Here is a 24526-nt window from a genome sequence, read left to right on the forward strand (position 1 = left end):
GCTCCGGGTGACCCCGGCCCCACCCCTCGTCCAGCTGCCGCCGTTGTCAAGGGCCAGGCCCAGTTCGGCCGTTACCAGCGATGACTCCCACGCCCGGAATTACCATCAGTGGATGGGACCAGCAGCGCTTGACGAGCCGCCGCCCCGGATCGACCTTTCCCGGCTGCCGGCTGTCCACGTCTCGGCGCGGCTCGCGCTGCTGTGACGCGTCGCCCCGGCGCAGGGGCCGCGCCGTCGCAGCGGCGGGGCCGGATCCGGCCCACCGGGAAGACGCCCGAGGATCCGGGCGACGGCCGGTGGCACGCGCTCCCCGTCGACGAGGTCGAGCGGCTCCTGGAGACCGGTGGCCGAGGGCTGGCCGCCGCCGAGGCGGCGCGGCGTCGGGAGCGGTACGGGGCCAATCGCCTGGCCGAGGAGCGGGCCACCCCGGCGGTGATCGTCCTGCTTCGCCAGTTCCGCAGCCCGCTGATCCTGATCATGCTGATCGCCTTCGTCATCGTGCTGCTGCTCGGGGAGTATCTGGATGCCGCCGTCGTCGCGGCGGCGCTGGCCCTCAACGCCATCGTCGGCTTCACCCAGGAACGCAAGGCGGAGCGGACGGTGCGGTCCCTGGCCCAGTTGGTGGTGCCACACGCCCGGGTCATCCGGGACGACGGGGAACGCGAGATCGACAGCGCGGACCTGGTGCCCGGCGACGTCGTCCTGCTGGAGTCGGGGGCCCGGGTCCCGGCCGACCTGCGGCTGACCGTGGTCAACGCGCTGAAGGTCGACGAGTCGCAGCTCACGGGCGAGTCGGTTCCGGTGGACAAGGACACCGGGCCGGTCGACGCCGAGGCGCCGGTCGCCGACCGGCGCTCGATGGGATACAGCGGGAGCGTGGTCAGCAGCGGGCGGGGCACCGGCGTCGTCGTGGCGACCGGCGCCCGCACCGAACTCGGCACGATCGCGGGACTGATCCATCACGAGGGCATCCCGGCCACCCCGCTACAGCACGCCATTTCCGGGTTCGCGAAGCTCGTCGGGGTCGCCGTGCTGGCCGCCTCGGCGCTGGCGTTCGTCAGCGGCCTGCTGTTGGGCGAATCCGTCCGGGACATGTTCACCGTGGCAGTGGCGCTCGCCGTGGCCACCGTGCCCGAGGGGCTGCCGGTGGCGGTCACGATCACCCTGGCCATCGGGGTCCGGCGGATGGCCCGACGCAACGCCATCATCCGGCATCTGCCGGCCGTGGAGACGCTGGGTTCCACCACCGTGATCGGCTCGGACAAGACCGGGACGCTCACCGAGAACCGGATGACGGTCCGGGAAGCCTGGGCCGGTGGCCGACGCTTCCAGTTCGGCAGCGTCGGGTTCGAGGGGAGGTCCGACCCGGCGACCGTGGCGGCGATCGGTGACTCCCGGGCGCTGCGACTGACCCTGCTGACCGGCGTGCTGAGCAACGAGGCCGATGTGGCCCGCCGGGACGGCCGGTTGGCCACGGTCGGCGACCCGACCGAGGTGGCGATGCTGACGGTGGCGCTGGCAGCCGGCTTGGACCCCACCGTCGTACGGCGCGAGCACCGGGTGCTCGCCGATCAGCCGTTCGAGCCGGCCCGGCGCTACTCCGCCAGCGTCCGCACCGAGGCCGGCCGCGACACGCTGTACGTCAAGGGCGCACCGGAACGGATCGCCGGCATGTGCGCGCGGATGCTGACCGCCGAGGGCACGGCGCCGTTCGACGAGGGCGCGGTCAGCCAGGCGGCCCGGGACTTCGCGGCCGACGGCCTCCGGGTACTGGCGTTCGCGTACCGGCAGGTGGCGGAGGGCGAACGGCAGGTTCTCGACCAGGAACCCGACGACCTGATCTTCTGCGGCCTACAGGCGATGGCCGATCCGCCCCGGGCGGGAGTGCGTGAGGCCATCGCCCAGTGCCGGGACGCGGGCATCCGGGTACTGATGATCACCGGCGACCACGCGACGACGGCCGGGGCGATCGCCCACCAGCTCGGGATCACCGACAAGCCCACGCAGGTGCTGGAGGGCACCCAGCTGCGGCGGCTGCCCAGCGGGGAGTTGCCGGACGTGGTCGCCGGCACCTCGGTCTTCGCCCGGGTCTCCCCGGAGCAGAAGCTGTCGATCGTCTCCGCGTTGCGCGACTCGGGACAGGTGGTGGCGGTGACCGGTGACGGCGTCAACGACGCGCCGGCGCTGCGGGCCGCCCAGATCGGGGTGGCGATGGGCCGCGAGGGCACCGACGTCGCCCGGGAGGCCGCCGACATGGTCCTGGCCGACGACAACTTCACCACCATCGTCGGGGCGGTACGGGTCGGCAGGGTGACCTTCGACAACATCCGCAAGGTCTCGTTCTTCCTGGTCTCCACCGCCGTCGGGCTGGCCCTGGCGATCCTGATCGCACTCTGGGCGAAGTGGCCGCTGCTGATGGTGCCGGCCCAGCTGGTCTGGCTGAACATCGTGACCAGTGGCCTACAGGACCTCGCGCTGGCCTTCGAGCCCGGCACCGAGGGGGTCCTGCGTCGCCGGCCCCGTGGGGCCCGGGAGGGCATCATGTCCGGGCTGCTCTGGGAACGGACGATCGTCTCCGGCGTGGTGATGGCCGCCGGCACGCTGTGGATGTTCCACCGGGAGCTGACCGCCACGGGCTCGCTGGAGTACGCCCAGACGGTGGCGCTGAGCACGATGGTGATCTTCCAGGCGTTCCAGGCGGGCAACGCGCGCTCCACCTCCCGGTCCCTGCTGCGGATGAGCCCGTTCTCCAACCGGTTCCTGTTCCTCGCAACGGCCGGGGCGGTGGCGCTGCACGTGGCGGCCCTGTACCTGCCGCCCACCCAGTTCACGCTCCGGGTGGAACCGTTGCGGCTGGAAACCTGGGCCATGATTGTCGCCGTGGCGCTGTCGATCCTGGTCGTCGTGGAGGCGCACAAGGCGATCCGCCGCCGGTGGCCGGTCAGGCCACGCCGGGAAGATCGGCCCGGGACGGCCTGAGCCGAGACCGGCCACTCTCAGGCCGCCTGCCGGGCCGCCTCCGGGTCCAGGGTCGCGCCGGCGGGAACCAGGCTGACCAGGGCCGCCGGCAGGCGTACCGGGGTCACCTCGCCGTAGCCGAGCATGGCGGGCACCCCGGCGCCGGCGAGGACGTACCGCCGGCCGAGGTCGGTCACCACGGAGATCGCGCCGCCGGGCGCGCCGGGCGCGGGCGCGGACTCGACCAGGACGCCCCGGCCCGGCGCCACCAGCACGTGGTCTGCCGCCGTCGCCCGGGGCGCGCCGGTGACGGTACGCGGTGCGGCGGTCAGCTCCGGCAGGTCCACGCCGTGCCGCAGCTCGATCGGCCCGCCGTCGTCACCGACCCGGGCGCACAGGGTCGGTGAGTCCACGGTGGCCAGCCGGGGTGGCGCGGTCGGTGGCGCGCCGGGCCCGGTGGGGGCGAGATCGGCCAGTTGGGGCAGGGTGGCGAAGCGTCCGAGGCTGAGCTGCTCCGGCTCCCGCTGGCCGGTGCGGGCGAGCAGCAGACCGGCCTGCAACTCGGTGATGCCGGCGAGCCCGTCGCGCAGCACCACGGCGTGCTGCCGACCGCCGCCGGAGTTGCTCACCAGCAGCACGTCCCCGACCCGGGCGCCGGCGACCCGGGCGGACCGCTCGCCGAGGCCGGGCAGCTCCGGCGGGGCCAGGTCGTCGCCGGCCGGCACCGTGTTGAGCAGGGCGGCGGCGACCGGGACAGCCCGGGCCCGGGTGGTCGCCAGCGCGGCCAGCACCCGGTCGGCGTCGCGGATCAGGTGTCGCCGCTGGTGCCGGAGCAGGTGCAGCCGGCCGTCGGGGTCGCGCAGCAGCAGCGCCGCCTCGCCGAGCGGCCGGCCGCCGGCGCCGTCGACACCGATCAGCAGCGCCGACCGGGACTCCCGCCGGCCGGCCTCCGTCGCGGCGACCGAGCAGACCGTCCACGGTGCGGCGGAGAGCCGGCCCGCCGCCGGCAGCGAGTCCGGCGCGTCGGCGATGCCCAGCGGCAGGCCCCGGGGCACGCCGTCGATCGACCGGCGGGAGACCAGCACGGTCCTCGGCCGCTCGGCTCCGGTGATCAGCAGCGCTGACGCGTAGTTCAGCACCGGGTGCAGTTTCTCCTCGCGGTAGACGAACCGGGCGCCGGACTCCCTCTCCACGATGACCGCGCCGGAGTCGCGCCAGGTGCCGCCGCCACCGGTGAGAAGGCCGTAGAGGGCGGAACCACCCAACCCGATGGCCGCCACCAGTACGCTGGCCAGCGCCGCGCCAGCGAGCCGGCGGAAGGGCGACTGCGCCGGGTCGGTCTCGCGCATCACCAGCGCGGCCACCGCCCGCTGGATGGTGAACTGGTAGGAGTGCAGCTGGTCCTGCCGCGACGGCATGGCGTCCTCTCCGCGAGACGGTCGGCGCACAGGATATGCGCTGTGTCGATGTCCCGAGGACCGTGCGTCGCCGCCGGGCGTCCGGCCGCCCGGTAGCATCCGGCCGGTGAGCGTACGTTTCGAGGAACTGGCCTGGCGGCCGACCCCGATCGGCGAGATCAGCCTGCGCCGACGCCGGGACCCGCGACTCGACCTCGACGTGTACGAGGTCAAGCTCGATGACGAGTTCCTGATGTCCAGCCTTTTCACCGCCGGTGAGATCGAGCTGGCCCGGCTGGGGTTGGCGGCGGTGGCCGGGCCGCGTCTCGACGTGGTCGTCGGCGGGCTGGGGCTGGGCTACACCGCCCGCACCGCGCTGGCCGACGACCGGGTCACCGAACTGCTGGTGGTGGAGGCGGTCGAGGACGTCATCGACTGGCACCGGCGCGGTCTGCTGCCGTTCGCCGCCGGGCTCGCCACCGACCCGCGTACCCGTCTGGTGCGGGCCGACTTCTTCGCCCGGGTGGCCGACGGGAGCGGCCTCGACCCCGACGCCCCCGGGCGACGTTTCCACGCCGTCCTGCTGGACGTCGACCACTCCCCCCGGCACCCGCTGCACCCGAGCCACGCCGCCTTCTACACCGCCGGCGGGCTGCGCCGGCTGGCCCGGCTGCTACACCCGGCCGGGGTCTTCGCGCTCTGGTCGGACGATCCGCCGGACCCGGCCTTCGAGGCGGTCCTCGCCGAGGTCTTCGCCACCCACCGCAGTCACGTGGTGACGTTCGCCAACCCGCTGACCGGCGGCGAGTCGGCGAACACCGTCTACCTCGCGCAGAACCCGGCCTGAACCACGCCTGGGCCGGGCCGTCCGGCATGATCCGGGCGCAGCCGGGTAAGAGCTGGACCGGCAGGCCGCCCGTACCGACCAGCGGGCGGCCGGTACGGGAGGTGGAGATGCGTGCCCTGTTCTGGGTCGTCGGCGTGGTCGCCGGTGTGCTCGTCCTGCTCGGACTGCTTCTGGAGGCGGTCCGCTGGCTGCTCGTCATCGGCGTCATCGCGCTGGCCGCGGTGATCGTGCTGGCCTTCCTGCGGGGCCGCCAGTCCGCGCACAACTACCCCAGCCGGCGCTGACGCGGGCAGCGCACAGGCGGGGTCAGACCCCGGCGGTGGCGAGGGCGGGGGCCGGGCGGTCGTCGGGGGTGGCGGCGGCGGGGCGACGCGGGTTCGGCAGGGCGAGCCGGAAGACCTTCTTCCATGCCGAGAAGACCTGTCGGGGCAGCGACCCGGTGGTGTACTTCAGTCCGTACCGGTCGAAGAGCGCCCGCACCTCGGGGGCGATCTCCTGGTAGCGGTTGCTCGGCAGGTCGGGGAAGAGGTGGTGCTCGATCTGGTACGACAGGTTGCCGGTCATGATGTGCATCAGCCGGCTGCCGCTGATGTTGGCCGAGCCGAGCATCTGCCGCAGGTACCACTCGCCCCGGGTCTCGCCCTCGATCGAGGTCTTCGAGAAGGTCTCCACGCCCTCCGGGAAGTGCCCACACATGATCACCGAGTGGCTCCACAGGTTGCGGATCAGGTTCGCGGTGAACGTGGCGGCCATGGTGTGGAAGAACGACGGCCCGGAGAGCAGCGGGTGGATCACGTAGTCCTTGAGGACCTGGCGGCGGACCTTGCGGCCGGCCGCGCGGAGCCTGGCCCGGAACCCCGGGTCCTTGTGCAGCCCGTCCTTCAGGTACTTGCCCAGCTCCAGGTCGTAGGCGGCGACGCCGTACTCGAAGAAACAGGCGTTGACGAAGTTGTAGAACGGCTGGCCCAGGTAGGCGGGGTGCCAGGGCTGGTCCTCGTCGACCCGCATGATGCCGTAGCCGAGGTCGTTGTCCTTGCCGACGACGTTGGTGTAGCGGTGGTGCAACTCGTTGTGCGACTGCTTCCACTGCTCGGCGGGGGTGGCGTGGTCCCACTCCCAGCTGGTCGAGTGGATCTTCGGGTCCCGCATCCAGTCCCACTGGCCGTGCAGGATGTTGTGCCCCATCTCCATGTTCTCCAGGATCTTCGCCACGGAGAGGCCCGCGGTGCCGAGGATCCAGGCCGGCGGGAAGATCGAGAACAGCAGCACGACCCGGCTGCTGATCTCCAGCTTGCGCTGGGTCCGGATGATCTTCCGGATGTACGCGGCGTCCCGCTCGCCCCGGGAGTCGATCACGCGCTGTCGGATGGCGTCGAGTTCCTTGCCGAGGGTCTCGATGTCCTCGGCGCTCAGGTGGGCGATCGGGTTGTCGGCCTTGTTCTGGATGACGGTCACGGCGGCGGGTCTCCGATCAGATCTCGATTTCGCAGGGCCCGGCGGCGGCCGACACACAGGTCTGCACGCGTACGCCGTCGCCCGGCAGGGCGGTGGTGAGTTGGCCGTTGCGCAGGTCGCGGACCGCGCCCTGACGCAGTGGCAGTACGCAGCCGAAGCAGATGCCCATCCGGCAGCCCGAGGGCATCAGCACCCCGGCGTTCTCGCCGGCGTCCAGCAGCGGGGTCGCGCCGGTGGCCTCGACGGTCACCGACGAACGGGTGAAGGTGACCGTTCCGCCCTCACCGGTGGTGATCACGGTCGGTCGGAACCGCTCGGTGTGCAGCCGCTCGGCCTGCCCGCGGGCGGACCAGTGCGCCTCGGCCGCGTCGAGCAGCCCCACCGGGCCACAGGCCCAGGTCTGGCGGGCCAGGTGGTCGGGGACCAGGGAGTCGAGTTCGGCGACGTCCAGCAGGCCCTCGACGTCGGTGTGCCGCTCCACCAGCCGGATGGCGCCGTCGTCGGCGAGCTGGCGCAGTTCCGCGCCGAAGACCACGTCGGCGGCGGTGGGGGCCGAGTGGACCAGCACCACGTCGCTGCCGGCGAGCGCGCCGGAACGCAGCATCCCGACCACCGGGGTGATGCCGCTGCCGGCGGTGAGGAAGAGCACCTGCGGCGGCACCGGGTCGGGCAGGACGAAGTCGCCCCGGGCCTGGTCGAGCTGCACCACCGTGCCCGGCCGGATGCGCCGGACCAGGTGGTTGCTGACCACACCGTCGGGGATCGCCTTGACCGTCACCGAGATCGGGTCGGTGCGGCGGCCCGGGGGTGAGGTCACCGAGTAGGCCCGCCACTGCCGTACGCCGTCGACGTCGACACCGAGCCGGACGTACTGGCCCGGGCGGTGTCCCCGCCAGCTGCGTCCGGGCCGGATCAGCACGGTCGCCGCGTCCGGGGTCTCCGGGTGCACGGCGACGATCCGACCGCGCAGGTCGGCGCCGGCTCGCAGCGGGGCGACCAGGTCGAGATACTCCCCGGGCAGCACCGGCGTGGTCACCGTCTCGACGAGCCGCCACAGGCGCTGCCGGAGGGACCTCGCCGTGCCCGGTCGCGGGACGGTGGCGGTCATAGGACGATGTTCGCGGCGCCGTGGCATAAAATCTTGGCCAGCGAAGGTAAAGCGATCCATCCCTTTTGTGCGGGGAGAACAACCGTGGCGGAATCCTCCGGAACCACTCATCGGGCGGCCCGCATCGAGCTGGACCAACGGGTGGCCCGCGAACTGCGTGACCGGCTGCCGCTGGTCGCCGAGCGGACCGTCACCGCGATCACGGCCGAGGTGCCCAGCTACTCCGGCACCCTGACCGGCCAGATGCGGGACAAGATCGAGAACGCGGTGCAGATCGCGTTGGGCACGTTCCTCCAGTTGCTCGAACGATCCCAGGGCAGCGACCCCAGCACCCCGCTGGTCCCGGCGCTGGAGGCCGCGTACGCCCTGGGCAGCGGCGAGGCCCGCTCGGGCCGCAGCGTGGACGCGCTGCTGGCCGCGTACCGGGTCGGGGCCCGGGCCTCCTGGCGGGACATGGCCGCGGCCACGGTGGCGATCGGGTTGCCCGCGGCCACCGTCGCCGAGTTCGCCGAGCTGATGTTCGCCTACATCGACGAACTCTCCGCGGCCAGCGTGGCCGGGCACGCCGACGAGCTGGCCAGCGTCGGCCGGGCCCGGCGGCGGAACCTGGAACGGCTCACCCAGCAGCTGCTCGCCGGCGATCCCGAGGACACCCTGGTACGCAGCGCGGAGCGGGCGCACTGGCCGCTGCCGCAGACCCTCACCGTGGCGCTGCTGCCGCAGGCGAAGCTGCGCGGGGCGCTCGCGCTGCTCGACGAGCACACCCTGGAGAGCAGCGAGGAGCTGCCGGCCGGCGACTCCGACGAGGAGACCGCCGTGCTGCTCGTACCGGACGTGCACGGCGACCGGCGGCGGCAGCTCGCCCGGGTGTTGCACGGACGCCGCGCGGTGCTCGGGCCGGCCCGCCCGTGGCTCCGGGCCTGCTCGTCCTACCGGCGGGTGATCCGGGTGGTCGCCCTGGGCATCGCCCAGCCCACCGACGGTGAGCCGCTCGACACCGACCGGCACCTGGCCGAGCTGCTGCTCAGCGCCGACGTCGAGGCCCTCGCCGACCTGCGCGCCCGGGTACTGCAACCACTGGCGGCGCTGCCCGCGGCCACCGCGGAGCGACTCACCGAGACGTTGCGCTCCTGGCTGCTGCACCAGGGGCGGCGCGACGACGTGGCCGCCGACCTGTTCGTCCACCCGCAGACCGTGCGCTACCGGATGGGCCAGCTGCGCCAGCTGTACGGCGAGCGCCTCAACGACCCACGCAGCCTGCTCGATCTCACCGTCGCGCTGGCGCTACCGATCGGCGTCACGCCGGCAGGTTGAGCGGGCCGGACAGGGCGGGGCGTCATTCGAGGGTCGTCGGCCCCAGCAGCCGGATCTCCTCGACGTCGAGTCTGGCCTGCAACTCGCGGAGCACGGCATCGTCGATCTCGCGGTGGTCACGCATCCGGGTGACCTCGCGCCGTTTGTGATCGAGCGCGGCCAGCCGGAGCCGGCGCTCGACCTCGCGGGCCGCCGCCGACTCCTCCTCCTGCTCGGCCTGCACGGTGCCGAGGTGGTCCTCGTACTCCGCCTGGAGCCGCTGCGTGACGTCCGGATCGGCGCCGACCCGATCGGCGATGTCCGGCAGCGCCGTGAGGGTGGCCCGGGTCGCCTGCGCCTGCGCCTGCCTCGTCTCGTCGGCGTGTTCCGGGTCACCGGAGAGCCTGGCCCAGCGCATCACCAGCGGCAGGGTGGCGCCCTGGACGAGCATCGTCAGCAGGATCACCGTGGCGACACAGAAGATGATCAGGTCGCGTTCCTTGACCGGCTGGCCGTTGGCGGTGGTCAGCGGGACGGCGAGCGCCGCCGCGAGGGAGACCGCGCCCCGGAATCCGGCCCAGCCGGCGACCGTACGCACCCGCCAGTTCACCCACCGGGCGCCCCTGGCCCGACGCCGGTCCACCAGCCAGGCGACGGCGGCGGTCAGGTTGATCCAGAGCATCCGTACCGCGAGCAGCACAGCGGCCACCACGAGCGTGATGACGATCGCGCGCATCAGCGAGGTGCTGGTCACGGCCCGGACCGCCCGCGGGATCTGCATGCCCACCAGCACGAAGAGTCCGCCGTTGATGAGGAACGTGGTGAGGTCCCAGAACCCCAGCGCGAGCACCCTCGACCGGGCCCGGATCACCCGGGGGCTGGCCACGACGAGCATCAGCCCGGCCACCACCACCGCGAGCACGCCGCTCTCGTGGATGGCCTCGGCCAGGAAGAAGGCGGCGAACGGGGTCAGCACGCTCAGCGCGCCCTCCCGCAGCGGGTCGTCGAGGCGTTTGCGGACCAGGATCACCACGAGGCCGACCAGTAGGCCGGCCGCGATGCCGCCGAGGAACGACAGTCCGACCCGCCCGACCAGCTCGAAGGCGTTCGGGAACGCACCCCCGCCGAGGAGCCCGAGCGTGACGGAGAACAGCACCAGGGCGGTGCCGTCGTTGATCAGGCTCTCCGCGTGCAGGGTGGTGAGCAGGCGTCGGGGCATCCGCTTGGCCAGGCCGGCCACGGCCGCGGCGTCGGTCGGGGCGAGCACCGCGCCGAGCACCCAGGCCGCCGCCGGGTCGACGCCGAGCCGCTGCACGACCAGCGACACCGCCACCATCGTGACGGCCACCAGCCCGATCGCCAGCAGGGCGATGAAGACGACGTTCGCCCGGATCTCGCGCAGGCTGCTGGTCAGGCTCTCCCGGTAGAGGATGGCGGGCAGGAACAGCAGCAGCACCACCTCGGGTTCGAGCATGACGTGGCTCAAGGCCGGGATCAGCGCCAGCAGCGCGCCGAAGCAGATGAGCAGCACCGGCGGCGCGACCCGGTACCGGCCACCGAGCGTGGTGCCGACGAGCACGGTGATGCCCAGCGTGATGATCAGCAGCAGTTCGCTCACGTCACCCCCGTTCGCCGCCCCTCACATGGTGGTACGCCGGGCGGCCGGGAAATCGCCGTTTGCACAGACCACGGCCATCTGGGCGGCCCGCTGCGGCGGGCGGGACAGGTGGGCGCTCTAGGATCGCCTCGACCATCACGACGAGTCCCGCGCCCACCGGGCCGGACCGGCCGATCGGGAATGAGATGACGGGGACGATCACCGACAGGATCCTGGACAACCCGGTGTGGGCGGCCCTGACCGGCGCGCAGCGGGGGCTCGCCGAGCGGCACGGCGAAGCGGCGCGCTACCACCGGGATGTCTCACCGTTCCACGCGATGGCCGACACCGACGATCCGGCCGCCTGGGCCGACCTCGCGGCGTTGGCCGGTCCGGGGGCCACCGTCTGGATGGCCGGCGGCACCGGATGGCTGCCCGCCGGATGGACCGTGGAGCAGCAGATCGAAGGGGTGCAGTTGGTCGACGTCGCGGCCGAGACCGCCGGCGATCCCGAGGCGCTGCGGCTGACCAACGCCGACGTGCCGGAGATGCTGGATCTGGTCGCCCGCACCCGGCCCGGGCCGTTCCTGGCCCGCACCATCGAACTCGGCCACTACCTGGGCATCCGGCGGGACGGGGTGCTCGTCGCGATGGCCGGCGAACGGATGCGGCTACCCGGGTGGTCCGAGATCAGCGCCGTCTGCACCGCGCCCGAGGCGCGCGGTCAGGGTCTGGCGGGCCGGCTGATCCGGGCGGTCGTGGCCGAGATCCGGGCCCGTGGCGAGCGACCGATGCTGCACGCGGCGGCGGAGAACACCGGCGCGATCCGGCTGTACGAGGCGCTCGGCTTCACGTTGCGCCGGCAGATGCTGTTCTGGTCGGCGCGGACGCCGGGCGCCGGCCCCGCGGCCACCTGACCGGCGTGCCTACCGGCCCGGGCCGGCCCCCAGGTCCTCCTCGATGCGCTTGGCGGTGGCCAGCAACGGGGGCAGCAGCTCCTTGCGGATCATGTCGAACGAGCCGCGGCTGGCGTGGGCGGAGACGTTGACCGCGGCGATCACCGTGCCGTTGTCACCGTGGATCGGTGCGGCCAGCGAGCGCAGCCCCTCCTCCAGCTCCTGATCGACGATCGCGTACCCCTGGGCGGCGATCCTCGTGAACGTGGCACGCAGCTTGGCCGGGTCGGTGATGGTCCGCCGGGTCAGCGGCCGTAGCTGTGCCGCGGCGAGATAGTTGTCCAGCCAGTCGGCGGGCTGCGCGGCGAGCAGCACCCGGCCCATCGACGTGGCGTACGCGGGGAACCGGGTGCCGACGCTGATCCCCACCGTCATGATCCGCTTGGTGGGGACGCGGGCGACGTAGACCACCTCGTCGCCGTCGAGGACCGACACCGAGCAGGACTCGTGGACCTGCGCGACCAGCGCCTCCATGTGCGGCTGGGCGACCTCCGGCAGGCTCAGGCTGGACAGGTAGGCGTAGCCGAGGTCGAGGATGCGCGGACGCAGCGAGAACAGCCGCCCGTCGGTGTGCACGTAGCCCAGCTCGACCAGGGTGAGCAGGAAGCGGCGCGCGGCGGCCCGGGTCAGCCCGGTGGCCCGGGCCACCTCGCTGAGGGTGAGCTGCGGATGCTCGGCATCGAAGGCCCGGATCACGGCGAGTCCCCGCTCCAGCGACTGGACGAACTCTCCGGATCGCGCCGCCTCGTCGGTCACTTGACCTCCTGCCGCAGAGTTTCCTGGGCCACCTTGAACGCCCGGTTCGCCGCCGGTACGCCAGCGTAGACGGCCACCTGGAGCAGAACCTCACCGACCTCGTCCGGCGTCAGTCCGTTGCGCAGCGCGGCCCGTACGTGCATCGCCAACTCCTCGTCGTGGTGCAGGGTGGCCAGCACGGCGAGGGTGATGCAGCTGCGGGTACGCCGGTCCAGGCCGGGCCGGGTCCAGATCTCGCCCCAGGCGTACCGGGTGATCAGGTCCTGGAAGTCGGCGGTGAACCCGTCGGTGTTGGCCACGGCGCGGTCGACGTGCGCGTCGCCGAGCACCTGTCGGCGGACCGCCATCCCGGCCTCGTGTCGCTGCTGGTCGGTCACGGGGTCACCCCGCCTTCCGGGTCGAAGTGGGCCGTCAGCAGCCGGGCGACAGCCTCGGGTTGCTCGACGTTGGCCAGGTGCGCGGCGTCGTCGAGAATCACCAGCCGGGCGGAGGGGATCCGCCCGGCGATGTCCCGGGCGTGCGCCGGCGGGGTCGCCGGGTCGTCGGCCGCGCCGATCACCAGGGTCGGGGCGCGCACGGTGGCCAGCGCCGCGCGCAGGTCCATGTCGGCGATCGCCTCGCAGCAGGCGGCGTACCCGGCCGCTGGCGTGGCGGTCAGCATCTGCCGGTACGCGGCGACGGTGTCGGGCCGGGCGGCGGCGAAGGCCGGGGTGAACCAGCGTTCGACCACCGCGTCGGCGATGGTGTCCAGCCGGCCGGCGCGGACCGTGGCCGCCCGGGTTCGCCACCCGTCGGCCGGGCCGAGCGACGCCGAGGTGCAGAGCAGGGCGAGCCGGTCGATCCGCTCGGGGGCGTGCGCGGCCAGCCACATGCCGACCATGCCGCCGAGAGAGAGCCCGGCGTAGTGGACCCGCCGCAGGTCGAGGTCGTCCAGCAGCCGCAGCACCTCCCGGCCGAGCAGCTCGATCCGGTACGGCCCGGCCGGCACCGCCGAGCGGCCGTGCCCGAGGTGGTCGTACCGGATGACCCGGAACCGGGTGGCCAGCGCCACGACCTGCGGCTGCCACATTGCGCCGGTGGTGCCGAGCGAACTGCCGAGCAGCAGCACCGGCGCGTCCGGCGGCCCGTCCACGGTGGCGTGCAGCAATGAGGTCATGACTCACCACCGTGCAGGTCAAGGGCACGGTCGACCAGTTGGCCGGCCGAGCCGAGCCAGCCGGCCGGGTCCAGCGCCGAGTCGACGTCCCGCTCGGTGAGGTGGGCCCGCAGCTCCGGGTCGGCCAGCAGCGCCGCCCGGAACGGGGGGCGGCCGGCGGCGCGGCGGACCAGGTCGTGGGCGGCGGCGCGGCCGAGCGCCGGCGCGAGCCGGGCGGCGACGGCCTCGGCGAGCAGCAGGCCGCCGGTGGCGTCCAGGTTGGCCCGCATCCGCTGCGGGTCCACCCGCAGCCCGGTCAGCATCCGGGCGGTGCGGGCGGCGGCCCCGCCGGCCAGGTGCAGCAGGTCGAGCAGGGGCTCCCATTCGGCGTGCCAGCTGCCGGCGGCCCGTTCGTGCTCGTGCCCGGCGGCGGCGAACAGGGTGCCGACGAGCCCGGGGCCGCGCCGGGCCGCGGCGGTGACCAGCACCGAGTCGACCGGGTTGCGTTTGTGCGGCATCGCCGAGGAGCCGCCGCGCCCGTCGCCGCCCTCGGCCACCTCGCCGATCTCGGTCTGGGCGAGCAGGCCGACGTCGAGCGCGACCTTGCCGGTGGCGGCGAGCAGCCCGCCGAGGGCCGCGGCCAGGTCGAGGACGGGTTGGCGGCGGGTGTGCCAGGGCAGCGGGCTCGCGGCGAGGCCCAGCTCAGCGGCGAACCGCTCGACCATCGCGGGCCCGGCCGGCCCGTACGTGGCGAGGGTGCCGACCGCCCCGCCGAGCTGCGCGGGCAGGGCGGCGCGTACCCGGTCCAGCCGGGTTTTCGCCTCGACCAGGCCGAGCAGCCAGCCGGCCGCCTTGAGGCCGAAGGTGGTGGGTGCGGCCTGCTGGCCGAGGGTGCGGGCGACCATCAGGGTGTCGCGGTGGGTCCGGGCGAGCCGGGCGGCGGCGTCGGCGGCGGCCTCGACGTGCCGCAGCAGTGGCCCGGCGGCTCGGGCCGCCACCAGCGACAGGGCGCTGTCGAGCACGTCCTGGCTGGTGGCGCCGTGGTGCACCCAGGGTCGGGCCGGTTCGGCGACCGCGGCGGTCAGCTCCCGCACCAGCGGGACGACGGGGTTGCCGGCGGCCTCGGCCGCGACGCCGAGGGCCGCCGGGTCATACCGCTCGGCCCGGCACCGGTCGGCGATCTCGGCGGCGGCCGACGCGGGCAGCAGCCCGGCGTCGGCGGCGGCCCGGGCCAGCGCGGCCTCCACGTCCAGCAGCGCCTGGAGCAGGCGGCCGTCGCCGAGTTCGGCGTCGACGTCCGGCGTGCCGGACAGGTTGCGCAGCAGCCCGTCAGAGGGCGAAGAAGACGGTTTCATGCTCTCCCTGAAGACGGATGTCGAACTGGAAGCCGTCCGGTGCCGGGCGCGCCACGAGCGTGTCCCGGCGGGCGGGGTCGACGGCGCGCAGCACCGGGTCGGCGCTGTTGGCCGCCTCGTCCGGGAAGTAGATCCGGGTGACCAGGCGGTGCAGCAGGCCGCGGGCGAAGACCGACAGGGTCAGATGCGGCGCCTCGGTCTCCCCCTCGGCGGCGGGCAGCGCTCCCGGCTTGACGGTGAGCAGCGCGTACCGCCCCTGCCCGTCGGTCTCGGCGCGGCCGAAGCCGCGGAATCCGGCGACCGAGGGTGGCCGGGCGCCGCGCGGGTCGTCCGGGTGGTCGAAGCGGCCCTCCGGGTCGGCCTGCCAGCTCTCCACCATCGCGTCGACCACCGGGACGCCGGCCCCGTCGAAAATCCGGCCACGAATCCAGAACGCCTGCGGCGTGCCCTCGGGTACGACGTACGGGCCGTCGGGCCAGCGCAGGCCGATGCTCAGGTACGGCCCGACGGTCTGGGCGGGCGTGACGCCCCGGCGCTCACTCATCGTCGTCCTCGTCCTCGAAGGGGGTAGCGTCCCGGCCCCGCAGCACGATGTCGAACTCGTAGGCCAGGGCCCACTCGGGCCGGGTGGCGGCGTGGTCGTACCGGGCGATCATGCGTTGCCGCGCGTCCTCGTCGCGGACCGAGTTGAAGATCGGGTCCTGGAAGAACAGCGGGTCGCCCGGGAAGTACATCTGGGTCACCAGCCGCTGGGTGAAGGCCCGGCCGAAGAGCGAGAAGTGGATGTGCGCGGGCCGCCACGCGTTGTCGTGGTTGCGCCACGGGTAGGCGCCGGGCTGCACGGTGACGAACTCGTAGCGGCCCTGCGCGTCGGTGAGGGCACGCCCGACGCCGGTGAAGTTCGGGTCCAGCGGCGCCGGCCAGTTGTCGACGACGTGCCGGTAGCGGCCGGCCGCGTTGGCCTGCCAGACCTCGACCAGGGTGTGCGGGATGGCCCGGCCGTCGCCGTCGAGGACCCGGCCGTGCACGACGATCCGCTGCCCGAGCGGCTCTCCGTCGTGCTGGCGGGTCAGGTCGTGGTCGAGTGCGCCGAGGCGGCCCTCGCCGAGCAGCGGCCCGGTGACCTCGGTGAGCCGCTGGGGCAGATAGGTCAACGGCTGCTGCGGGGCGCGGATCACCGTGGCGCGGTAGCCCGGGCTGAGCAGGAGCGGATGGGCGTCGACATCGTCGCGCCGGTAGCTCGGCAGCACCAGCTCGCGGGGGGTGTCCTGGGTCATGGCTGCTCTTCCCCTCAGGCTTCCAGTACGACGGCCAGGCCCTGGCCGACGCCGATGCAGATCGCCGCGAGGCCCCGGCCGCCACCCCGGCGGTGCAGCTGCCAGGCCAGCGATCCGAGTATCCGTGACCCGGAGGACCCGAGGGGGTGGCCGAGGGAGATGGCGCCGCCCTGCGGGTTGACGATCTTCGGATCGAGGTCGGGCCACTGGGCCAGGCAGGCCAGCGACTGCGCGGCGAAGGCCTCGTTGAGTTCGACGACGTCAAGGTCACTCCAGCCGAGGCCGGCGCGACGCAGGGCCTCCTCGGCAGCGGCCACCGGGCCGACGCCGAACAGGTGCGGTTCGATCGCGGTGACGGCCCGGGAGACGACCCGGGCCAGCGGCGCGCGGCCGATGCTCTCCGCGCCGGCGGCGTCGGCGAGCAGCAGGACGCTCGCCCCGTCGTTGAGCGGGGAGGAGTTGCCGGCGGTGACCGTGCCGTCGGGCCGGAAGACCGGCTTGAGCCGGCCCAGCGCCTCCAGCGTGCTGGTCGGCCGGATGCTCTCGTCCCGCGCCACGTCGGTGTCGGGCAGCAGGGCGACCTCGTCGGCGTAGCCGCCGTCCTGCCAGGCCCGGTCGGCGAGCTGGTGGCTGCGCAGCGCGAACTCGTCCTGGGCGTCGCGGGTGATCCCGTAGCGCTCGGCGAGGATCTCGGCGCCCTCGCCCAGCGGCACCGTCCACCGCTCAGGCATCCGGGGGTTGACCAGACGCCAGCCCAGCGTGGTGGAGTGCAGCATCTCGTGACCGCGTGGGTAGCCCTGCTCGGGCTTGGCGAGCACCCAGGGCGCCCGGCTCATCGACTCCACTCCCCCGGCGAGGCAGATCGAGGCGTCGCCGAGAGCGATGGCCCGGGACGCGCCGATGACCGCCTCCAGCCCGGAGCCGCAGAGCCGGTTGACGGTGGCGCCGGGCACCGACGGCGGCAGGCCGGCCAGCAGGACGGCCATCCGGGCCACGTCCCGGTTCTCCTCGCCGGCGCCGTTGGCGTTGCCGAGCAGCACGTCGTCGATGCGGGCCGGGTCGAGCCCGGGATTGCGGGTGACGATCTCGCGCAGCACGTGGGCGGCGAGGTCGTCGGGGCGTACCCCGGCCAGGCCGCCGCCGTAACGACCGATCGGGGTGCGGACGGCGTCCAGCACGTACACGTCACGGGTCATGCCGCCACCTCGCTCCGCTCGGCGTCGTCCTGACCCCATCCCGGGCTGAACCGATGATTCGCTCGCCACGGCTCGCTCATGCCGCCGCCTTCATCGTCGCTTCCAGGGCGCGCAGCACGGCGAGTTCGTCGGCGGTGGGCGGCTGGCCGGTGGCCAGTTCGTCGGCGACGGCGAGGGGCCAGCCGGTGGCCGCGCGGGCCTGCTCGACGGTGACGCCGGGATGCAGCCGGGTGAGGGTCAGTTCGCAGGTGCCCGGGTCGGCCTCGAGGACGCCGAGGTCGGTGATGACCGTGCGGGGTCCGCCGCCGCGCAGGCCGAGCCGTGCCCGGTCGCCCGGGCCGGCGCCGTAGCCGACCGAGGTGACGAAGTCGACCCGTTCGGTGAAGGTACGCAGGCTCTGCCGGACGATGACCACCACCTCGCCGCAGGAGGCGGCGATCTCCGGTGCGCCGCCGGCGCCGGGCAGGCGCACCTTCGGGTCGGTGTAGTCGCCGCCGATGACGGTGGTGTTGATGTTGCCGTACCGGTCGAGTTGCGCCGCGCCGAGGAACCCGACGTCGATGCGGCCGGGCTGGAGCCAGTAGTTGAAGACCTCGGGCACGGAGACCACCGCGTCGGCGGTGTCGGCGAGGATGCCGTCGCCGATGGAGAGCGGCAGCCGGTCGGGCTTCGCGCCGAGGCAGCCGGACTCGTAGATGAGCACGAGGTTGGGGGCGTGGGTGGCGCGGGCCAGGTTCGCCGCGGTGCTGGGCAGGCCGATCCCGACGAAACAGGCGGTGCCGTCGCGCAACTGCCGGGCGGCGGCGACGGTCATCATCTCGTCGGCGGTGTAGCTTCCGCTCACGCCGCCACCTCGCTTCGCTCGGCGTCGGCCTGAGCGTTCAACGCGCTGTGCTGCCGGTTCGCTCGCTGACGCTCGCTCACGCCTGCACCTCCGCCGTCATCACGTGCTGGTCGATCCAGTCCCGGAAGGTGTCGCGGTCCCGGCTGATCGCGTCCCAGGCGACGTAGAAGTCGTTGTCGCGGACGGAGTAGCCCTGGGCGTACGACGGGTGTGCGCCGCCCGGCACGTGTGCCACCGCGGTGAGCGCCCAGCCGGGCAGGATCACCTGCCCAGGCACCGGTTCGAGTTCGTCGACCAGCTCCTCGACGGTGACCAGGGACCGCTGCGCGGCCAGCACCGCCTCCTTCTGCACGCCGGTGATGCCCCACATCTGGACGTTGCCGGCCCGGTCGGCGCGCTGGGCGTGCACCACGGCGACGTCGGGGCGCAGGGCGGGGACCGCGGTCAGCGTCTCCCCGGTGAAGGGGCAGTCGATGGTGCGGATGTTGGTGGTGTGCCGGGGCAGGTCGGTGCCGGTGTAGCCGCGCAGCACGGCGAAGGGCAGGCCGGCAGCGCCGGCCACGTACCGGTTGGCCATCCCCGCGTGACTGTGTTCCTCCAGCTCCAACGGCGCCGGCCAGGAGTTCTGCACGGCGTCCCGGAAGCGGTGCAGCGAGCCGACGCCGGGGTTGCCGCCCCAGGAGAAGACCAGGCGGCGCGCGCAGCCGGCGCCGATGAGCTGGTCGTAGATGACGTCGGGTGTCATCCGTACCAGGGTCAGCTCGCGCCGCCCCTGCCGGATGATCTCGTGGCCGGCGGCGAACGGGATGAGGTGGGTGAACCCCTCAAGCGCCACCATGTCACCGTCGCGGACCAGTTCCGCGACGCCGTCGGCCAGCGAGACGAGCTTCGCCATGGGCCTCCCCGCCTCCTGCGATTCGTTGCCCGCAAACGCTGTTCGGTATGCGGACTCACGTACTTATCTCGAACGTAATGCCCCGCAACGCGATCCGTCAACGCGCTCCGGACGGCGGAGTTCGCGGCGACGACCCCGTTGCAGAAATGTTGCGGCGACCCGTTGACGTGAGCCAGGCCACGTGCAAACGTTCTAGATGAGAACAGCCGTTCGGCTTGCGAACAGCTTGGGAAGCTCCTCCCGACCAGCATCGACCACCACCTCCGGTCCCCTCCACGGACCGCCGGACGCGGGAGTACCTGCATGCGCCGTCTAGTCGTATCCGCCATAACCGCCGCCGCCCTGCTCGCCTCCGTGACCGCCTGCGGCTCCGACGCCGACGAGCCCGGCGACGGTGCCGGGGGCACCACGAAGGTCAAGGTCGGCGCCATCCCGATCGTCGACGTGGCACCGCTGCACCTCGGCATCTCGAAGGGCTTCTTCGCCGAGCAGAACATCGAGGTCGAGGTGGTCAACACCACCGGCGGCGCCGCCGCAGTGCCCGGTGTGGTCAACGGCGAGTTCGACTTCGCCTTCGGCAACGTCGTCTCGCTCATCGTGGCCCGCTCGCAGAAGATCCCGCTGAAGGCCATCGCCGAGGGCAACTCCTCCACCGGCGAGCAGGGCAAGGACTTCGGCGGGATCGTCGTACCGGCCGACAGCCCGATCACCAGCGCGTCCGAGCTGGCCGGCAAGACCGTCGCGGTGAACAACCTCAAGAACATCGGCGACACCACCGTGCGCGCCTCGATCCGCAAGGCCGGCGGCGACCCCTCCGGCGTCAAGTTCGTCGAGCTGCCCTTCCCCGACATGCCGGCCGCGGTGAACGGCAAGCGGGTCGACGCCGCCTGGATCGTCGAGCCGTTCTTCACCGTCGCGCAGGACCAGGGCGCCAAGGTGATCGCGTCCAACTTCGTGGACACCGCGCCGAACCTGACCATCGCCGCGTACTTCACCACCGAGAAGACGGTCCAGCAGAAGGCGGACCTCACCAAGCGGTTCACCGCTGCCATCGAGAAGTCCCTGGCGTACGCGCAGGAGAACCCGGCCGAGGCCCGCGCGGCGCTGCTCACCTACACCCAGATCGACCCGGCCGTGGCCGAGAAGATCACCCTGCCGGGCTGGTCCGGCCAGATCAACCGCGACTCCGTGCAGACCATGGCCGACCTGATGCTCGCCGACGGTCTGATCAGCGAAAAGGTCGACATCGCGGAGCTGCTCCCGTGACATCCACCCTCGCCCCGCCGGCCCGCAGCACGCGGGCCGGCGGGGCCGGCCAGACCCGACTGCCCGGCGGCACCGCGCTGCTCGGGGTGCTCGGGTTCGCCACCTTCCTCGCGCTGATCGAGGCGGTGCCGCGCGTCGGCCTCGTCTCACCGGACTACCTGCCGCCGGCCAGCCGCATCGGCGTCGCCCTGGCGGACCTGGTCGGCGAGTCCACCTTCTGGACCGCCCTCGGCGACACCGTACGCGGCTGGTTCCTCGGCCTGGTCATCGCCGTGGCCCTCGGCATCGTCGTCGGATTCGTCATCGGCACCGTGCCGGTCCTGCGCGAGGCCACCGCCTCCACCATCGAGTTCCTGCGGCCGATCCCCTCGGTGGCGCTCATCCCGCTGGCCGTGCTGGTCTTCGGCACCGACCTGCGGTCGGTGCTGCTGCTGGTGGTCTACGCCGCGTTCTGGCAGGTGCTGGTCCAGGTCCTCTACGGGGTGCAGGACGTCGACCCGGTCGCCCAGGAGACCGCCCGGACCTTCGGGCTCGGCCGTCTCGCCCGGGTCCGGCACGTCACCTGGCCGACCGCGCTGCCGTACGTGCTCACCGGCGTGCGCCTCGCCGCCGCCGTGGCCCTGATCCTCGCCATCACCGCCGAACTCGTCATCGGCGCGCCCGGCCTGGGCAACGAGATCGGCGCCGCGCAGTCCGGCGGCGCCGTCGCCCGGATGTACGCGTTGATCGTCGTCACCGGGCTGCTCGGCGTGGCCGTCAACGTGCTGGCCCGCCGGCTGGAGCGCTGGCTGCTGGCCTGGCACCCGTCGGTCCGCCGCGAGGTGACGGCATGAACGAGCGTCAGCGAGCGAATCATCAACGCAGCGGTGTTGCTCAGGCCGACGCCGAGCGAAGCGAGGTGGCGGCATGACCCTCGCCCGCCGGGTCACCCGGGCCAGCGTCGCCGCCCTGGCGCTGCCGATCGTGCTGCTGGCCGTCTGGTGGGTGCTCACCGCCGACAGCGAGAGCTACTACCTGCCGCCGCTGTCGGAGATCCTGGCCAGCATCGCCGACGTCTGGGTGCACTCCGGCCGGCTCGGCACCGACGTGCTGCCCAGCCTGCTGCGGCTGTTCGGCGGCTTCACCCTCGCCGTGCTGCTCGGCGTGGGGCTGGGGGTGGCGATCGGGTCGTCGCCCCGGCTGCGGGCCTTCTGCGAGCCGGTGCTGGAGTTCCTCCGGGCCATCCCGCCACCGGTGCTGGTGCCGGTGCTGATGCTCTTCGCCGGCATCGGCGACACCATGAAGGTGCTGGTGATCGTCTCCGGCTGCGTCTGGCCGATCCTGCTCAACACCGTCGAGGGGGTCCGCGCCGTCGACGAGGTGCAGGTGGAGACCGCGCGCTGCTACGGGGTACGCGGCCCGGCCCGGCTCTGGCACCTGGTCATCCGCTCGGCCAGCCCGCAGATCGTCACCGGCATGCGGCAGGGCCTCTCCATCGGGATCATCCTCATGGTGATCAGCGAGATGTTCGCCGCCAGCAACGGGCTCGGCTTCAGCATCATCCAGTTCCAGCGCTCCTTCGCCGTCACCGAGATGTGGACCGGCATCCTGCTGCTCGGTCTGCTCGGTTTCCTGCTGGCCACCGCCATGCGAGTCTTCGAGCGACGCGTCCTGAACTGGTACTTCGGCCTGCGGCAGGCCCAGCGAGGAGGAAACAGATGAACGAGAGCCGCACCGAGGCGCTGCTGGACGTGCGCGGTGTACGCAAGGTGTACGAGGGGCACGGCCGCAGCGTGGAGGCGGTCCGCGACCTGACCTTCGCGGTCGCCAAGGGCGAACTGGTCTGCGTGGTCGGTCCCTCCGGCGCCGGCAAGACCACCCTGCTCAAGTGCATCGCCGGCCTGCTCGCGCCGACCTCCGGCGAGGTGGTGCTGGAGGGCGAGTCGGTCGACGGGCCGCCGCCGGGCATGGCGGTGGTCTTCCAGGAGTACGGCCGCAGCCTCTTCCCCTGGATGACCGTGCGGGGCAACGTCGAGCTGCCGCTCAAGCAGAAGAAGCTGCCGAGGGCGCGCCGGGCGGAGCTGATCCACCAGGCGCTGGACGCGGTCGGGCTGGCCGACGTGCACGGGGCCTACCCGTGGCAGCTCTCCGGCGGGATGCAGCAGCGGGTCGCCATCGCCCGGGCCATCGCGTACGAGCCACACATCCTGCTGATGGACGAACCGTTCGCCGCGGTCGACGCGCAGACCCGCGCGGACCTGGAGGATCTGGTCCGGTCGCTGTGGCAGCGGCTCGGGGTGACCACGCTCTTCGTCACCCACGACATCGACGAGGCGGTCTACCTGGGCCAGCGGGTGCTGGTGCTCTCCGCCTCGCCGACCGTGGTGATCGACGACGTCACCGTCGACCTGCCCGCCGAACGCGACCAGCTGTCGACCCGCTCGTCGGCCCGCTTCGCCGAACTGCGGGCGCACGTCTTCGCGCAGATCCAGCGGGCGAAGACGTACCACCGCGCCAGCAGCGCGGCGACCGGTGACCCGGCCGTGGCGGTCGCCGACCCGATCCCGACGGTGACCGCGTGACGACCGTCCGGGAGGCCACCCTCGACGTGCTGCGCCAGCTCGGCATGCACCGGGTCTTCGCCAACCCCGGCTCGACCGAGGTGCCCTTCCTCACCGATCTCCCCGACGACCTGGAGTTCGTCCTGGCCCTGCACGAGGGCTCGGTGGTCGGCATGGCCACCGGGCACGCCCTCGCCACCGGGCAGCCGGCCCTGGTCAACCTGCACACCACCGCCGGGCTCGGCAATGCCGTCGGCGCCCTGGCCACCGCCCGGGTGAACCGCGCCCCGCTGGTCGTGCTCGTCGGCCAGCAGGACCGCCGGCACCTGGCACTGGAGCCGTTCCTCGCCGGGCGGCTCGACGGGCTCGCCGGGGCGTACCCGGTCTGGGTCAACCAACCGGTGCTGCCGCAGGACGTGCCGGCGGCGGTGCGGCGGGCCTGGCACGAGGCGGTGGCGCACCGCGGCCCGGCCATCGTGGTGGTGCCGATGGACGACTGGGCGGCGCCGGTCGACCCGTCGCTCGGCCTGGCCGCCCCGCTCACCGTCCGGCGCGCCGATCCCGGCGCGGGTCCGGCCGCCGAGGAGCTGGCCCGGCTGCTCGACGCCGCCGCCAGCCCGGTGGTGGTGGTCGGCGCCGGGGCCGACGACCGGCGCACCTGGGACGCCCTCGTCACGCTGGTGGAGCGGCTGGGCGCGCCGGTATGGCAGGAGCCGTTCGGGGCCCGCGCCGGTTTCCCGCAGGACCACCCGAACTTCGCCGGACACCTGCCGGCCGGCCGGGCCCGGCTGCGCGCGGCCCTCGACGGGCACGACGTGGCCCTGGTGGTGGGCACCGGCGCGTTCCGGCAGTACCCGTTCCAGCCCGGGCCGCTGGTGCCCGACGGGCTCACCGTCGCCGTGGTCTCCGACGACCCGGACGAGCTGCACCACAGCCGGGCCGAGCTGGCCGTGCTGGCCGACCCGGCGACGCTCTGCGCGGCCGTGGCCGAGCAGCTCGGCGCGCGTACCGCGACGGCCCCCCGGTCCGGCTCACTGCCGGCGACCCGGGAAGTGATCGTCGCGCCGCCGGCCGACGGCGAGCCGATGCGGCCCGAACACGTCTTCGTCGCCCTCGCCCAGCGGCTGCCCCGCGACGTCGTGCTGGTCGAGGAGACCCCGTCCAGCCGGCCCGACCTGCACCGGCTGCTGCCCGCCCGGGAGCCCCGGGGCTTCGTCAGCGCGGCCATGGGCGGCCTGGGCTTCGGCCTGCCCGCCGCCGCCGGGCTGCGGCTGGGCGACCCGTCGCGGCCGGTGGTCGCGGTGCTCGGCGACGGCTCCTCGCTCTACGGCATCCAGGGCCTGTGGAGCGCCGCCCGGTACGGCTGCGGCGTGCTCTTCGTGGTGCTCTCCAACGGGCGGTACGCCATCATGGACCGGCTCGCCGAAAGGGCCGGCGGCAAGGCGCCCTGGCCCGCCTTCGACGAGGTCAGCGTGCACGACCTGGCCCGCGCGCTGGGCTGCCCCGCCCGCCGGATCACCGGCCACGCCGACCTGCTGGCCGTCCTGGACGAGGTCGTGCCCACCCTGGCCGACCGCACCGAGCCGCTGCTGCTCGACGTGCCGGTCGCCGACGGGTACGTCGAACCCTGAACATCTCGGCACCACCTGGC

At 73.4% G+C, this 24526-nt stretch carries 23 protein-coding genes; 10 read left to right on the forward strand and 13 right to left on the reverse strand.

The window, feature by feature from the left end; genetic code table 11:
- The first annotated feature begins 201 nt into the window (after positions 1-201).
- The gene (locus tag ACQPYA_RS17050) at positions 202-2979 is read left to right on the forward strand and encodes a cation-translocating P-type ATPase (RefSeq protein ID WP_433528072.1); all 2778 of its coding nucleotides are present in this window, start codon (positions 202-204) and stop codon (positions 2977-2979) included.
- Between the two features lie 17 nt (positions 2980-2996).
- On the opposite strand, the gene eccB is transcribed toward ACQPYA_RS17050, so the two are convergent.
- Positions 2997-4376, reverse strand: a complete 1380-nt coding sequence (gene eccB / locus ACQPYA_RS17055; protein ID WP_433528073.1) for a type VII secretion protein EccB — start codon at positions 4374-4376, stop codon at positions 2997-2999.
- A 106-nt stretch (positions 4377-4482) separates the two neighbouring features.
- Here eccB and ACQPYA_RS17060 point away from each other — a divergent pair, with 106 nt between their 5' ends.
- Positions 4483-5202, forward strand: coding sequence for a spermidine synthase (locus ACQPYA_RS17060; RefSeq protein ID WP_433528074.1), 720 nt, complete (start codon positions 4483-4485; stop codon positions 5200-5202).
- Positions 5203-5228: 26 nt separating this feature from the next.
- Positions 5229-5486, forward strand: a complete 258-nt coding sequence (locus tag ACQPYA_RS17065; RefSeq protein ID WP_433533723.1) for a hypothetical protein — start codon at positions 5229-5231, stop codon at positions 5484-5486.
- A gap of 22 nt (positions 5487-5508) precedes the next feature.
- On the opposite strand, the gene ACQPYA_RS17070 is transcribed toward ACQPYA_RS17065, so the two are convergent.
- The gene (locus ACQPYA_RS17070; RefSeq protein ID WP_433528075.1) at positions 5509-6657 is read right to left on the reverse strand and encodes a fatty acid desaturase family protein; all 1149 of its coding nucleotides are present in this window, start codon (positions 6655-6657) and stop codon (positions 5509-5511) included.
- A 16-nt stretch (positions 6658-6673) separates the two neighbouring features.
- Positions 6674-7765, reverse strand: coding sequence for a ferredoxin reductase (locus tag ACQPYA_RS17075; protein WP_433528076.1), 1092 nt, complete (start codon positions 7763-7765; stop codon positions 6674-6676).
- 84 nt (positions 7766-7849) lie between these two features.
- Between ACQPYA_RS17075 and ACQPYA_RS17080 the strand changes: the two genes are divergently transcribed.
- Positions 7850-9079 (forward strand): PucR family transcriptional regulator, encoded by a 1230-nt coding sequence (locus ACQPYA_RS17080; protein ID WP_433528077.1) that lies wholly within the window; start codon positions 7850-7852, stop codon positions 9077-9079.
- A 22-nt stretch (positions 9080-9101) separates the two neighbouring features.
- On the opposite strand, the gene ACQPYA_RS17085 is transcribed toward ACQPYA_RS17080, so the two are convergent.
- Positions 9102-10676 carry a Na+/H+ antiporter gene (locus ACQPYA_RS17085; protein ID WP_433528078.1) on the reverse strand — a complete coding sequence of 525 codons (1575 nt, stop codon included), beginning with the start codon at positions 10674-10676 and terminating at the stop codon, positions 9102-9104.
- A gap of 185 nt (positions 10677-10861) precedes the next feature.
- Between ACQPYA_RS17085 and ACQPYA_RS17090 the strand changes: the two genes are divergently transcribed.
- Positions 10862-11572, forward strand: coding sequence for a GNAT family N-acetyltransferase (locus tag ACQPYA_RS17090; RefSeq protein WP_433528079.1), 711 nt, complete (start codon positions 10862-10864; stop codon positions 11570-11572).
- A gap of 9 nt (positions 11573-11581) precedes the next feature.
- Here the strand turns inward: ACQPYA_RS17090 and ACQPYA_RS17095 are convergent, their stop codons facing one another.
- From ACQPYA_RS17095 to ACQPYA_RS17135, 9 genes are all read right to left on the reverse strand, one after another.
- Positions 11582-12367 (reverse strand): IclR family transcriptional regulator, encoded by a 786-nt coding sequence (locus ACQPYA_RS17095; RefSeq protein WP_433528080.1) that lies wholly within the window; start codon positions 12365-12367, stop codon positions 11582-11584.
- Positions 12364-12744 (reverse strand): 4-carboxymuconolactone decarboxylase, encoded by a 381-nt coding sequence (gene pcaC, locus ACQPYA_RS17100; RefSeq protein WP_433528081.1) that lies wholly within the window; start codon positions 12742-12744, stop codon positions 12364-12366. Before pcaC ends, ACQPYA_RS17095 begins: the two co-directional genes overlap by 4 nt.
- Positions 12741-13523, reverse strand: a complete 783-nt coding sequence (pcaD, locus tag ACQPYA_RS17105; RefSeq protein WP_433528082.1) for a 3-oxoadipate enol-lactonase — start codon at positions 13521-13523, stop codon at positions 12741-12743. The genes pcaC and pcaD overlap by 4 nt, the downstream gene beginning before the upstream one ends.
- On the reverse strand, positions 13520-14857 hold the full coding sequence (gene pcaB, locus ACQPYA_RS17110; protein ID WP_433528083.1) for a 3-carboxy-cis,cis-muconate cycloisomerase: 1338 nt from the start codon (positions 14855-14857) through the stop codon (positions 13520-13522). The genes pcaD and pcaB overlap by 4 nt, the downstream gene beginning before the upstream one ends.
- Positions 14832-15401 (reverse strand): protocatechuate 3,4-dioxygenase subunit alpha, encoded by a 570-nt coding sequence (gene pcaG / locus ACQPYA_RS17115; RefSeq protein ID WP_433528084.1) that lies wholly within the window; start codon positions 15399-15401, stop codon positions 14832-14834. The genes pcaB and pcaG overlap by 26 nt, the downstream gene beginning before the upstream one ends.
- Positions 15394-16134 carry a protocatechuate 3,4-dioxygenase subunit beta gene (pcaH, locus tag ACQPYA_RS17120; protein ID WP_433528085.1) on the reverse strand — a complete coding sequence of 247 codons (741 nt, stop codon included), beginning with the start codon at positions 16132-16134 and terminating at the stop codon, positions 15394-15396. The genes pcaG and pcaH overlap by 8 nt, the downstream gene beginning before the upstream one ends.
- 14 nt (positions 16135-16148) lie before the next feature.
- A complete protein-coding gene (locus tag ACQPYA_RS17125; protein ID WP_433528086.1) occupies positions 16149-17330 on the reverse strand; it encodes a thiolase family protein in 1182 nt (393 codons plus the stop codon).
- 76 nt (positions 17331-17406) lie between these two features.
- A complete protein-coding gene (locus tag ACQPYA_RS17130; protein WP_433528087.1) occupies positions 17407-18174 on the reverse strand; it encodes a CoA-transferase subunit beta in 768 nt (255 codons plus the stop codon).
- A 76-nt stretch (positions 18175-18250) separates the two neighbouring features.
- On the reverse strand, positions 18251-19069 hold the full coding sequence (locus ACQPYA_RS17135) for a CoA transferase subunit A (RefSeq protein ID WP_433528088.1): 819 nt from the start codon (positions 19067-19069) through the stop codon (positions 18251-18253).
- 303 nt (positions 19070-19372) lie between these two features.
- Between ACQPYA_RS17135 and ACQPYA_RS17140 the strand changes: the two genes are divergently transcribed.
- From ACQPYA_RS17140 to ACQPYA_RS17160, 5 genes are all read left to right on the forward strand, one after another.
- Positions 19373-20335 (forward strand): ABC transporter substrate-binding protein, encoded by a 963-nt coding sequence (locus ACQPYA_RS17140; protein WP_433528089.1) that lies wholly within the window; start codon positions 19373-19375, stop codon positions 20333-20335.
- Complete coding sequence (locus ACQPYA_RS17145) at positions 20332-21168, forward strand: ABC transporter permease (protein ID WP_433528090.1); 837 nt, start codon at positions 20332-20334, stop codon at positions 21166-21168. The genes ACQPYA_RS17140 and ACQPYA_RS17145 overlap by 4 nt, the downstream gene beginning before the upstream one ends.
- A 73-nt stretch (positions 21169-21241) precedes the next feature.
- On the forward strand, positions 21242-22036 hold the full coding sequence (locus ACQPYA_RS17150; protein ID WP_433528091.1) for an ABC transporter permease: 795 nt from the start codon (positions 21242-21244) through the stop codon (positions 22034-22036).
- Positions 22033-22896, forward strand: a complete 864-nt coding sequence (locus ACQPYA_RS17155) for an ABC transporter ATP-binding protein (RefSeq protein WP_433528092.1) — start codon at positions 22033-22035, stop codon at positions 22894-22896. Before ACQPYA_RS17150 ends, ACQPYA_RS17155 begins: the two co-directional genes overlap by 4 nt.
- Positions 22893-24506 (forward strand): thiamine pyrophosphate-dependent enzyme, encoded by a 1614-nt coding sequence (locus ACQPYA_RS17160; protein ID WP_433528093.1) that lies wholly within the window; start codon positions 22893-22895, stop codon positions 24504-24506. The genes ACQPYA_RS17155 and ACQPYA_RS17160 overlap by 4 nt, the downstream gene beginning before the upstream one ends.
- Positions 24507-24526: the final 20 nt, after the last annotated feature.

The organism is Micromonospora sp. CA-263727 (genome assembly GCF_050942455.1).
GTDB lineage: Bacteria > Actinomycetota > Actinomycetes > Mycobacteriales > Micromonosporaceae > Micromonospora.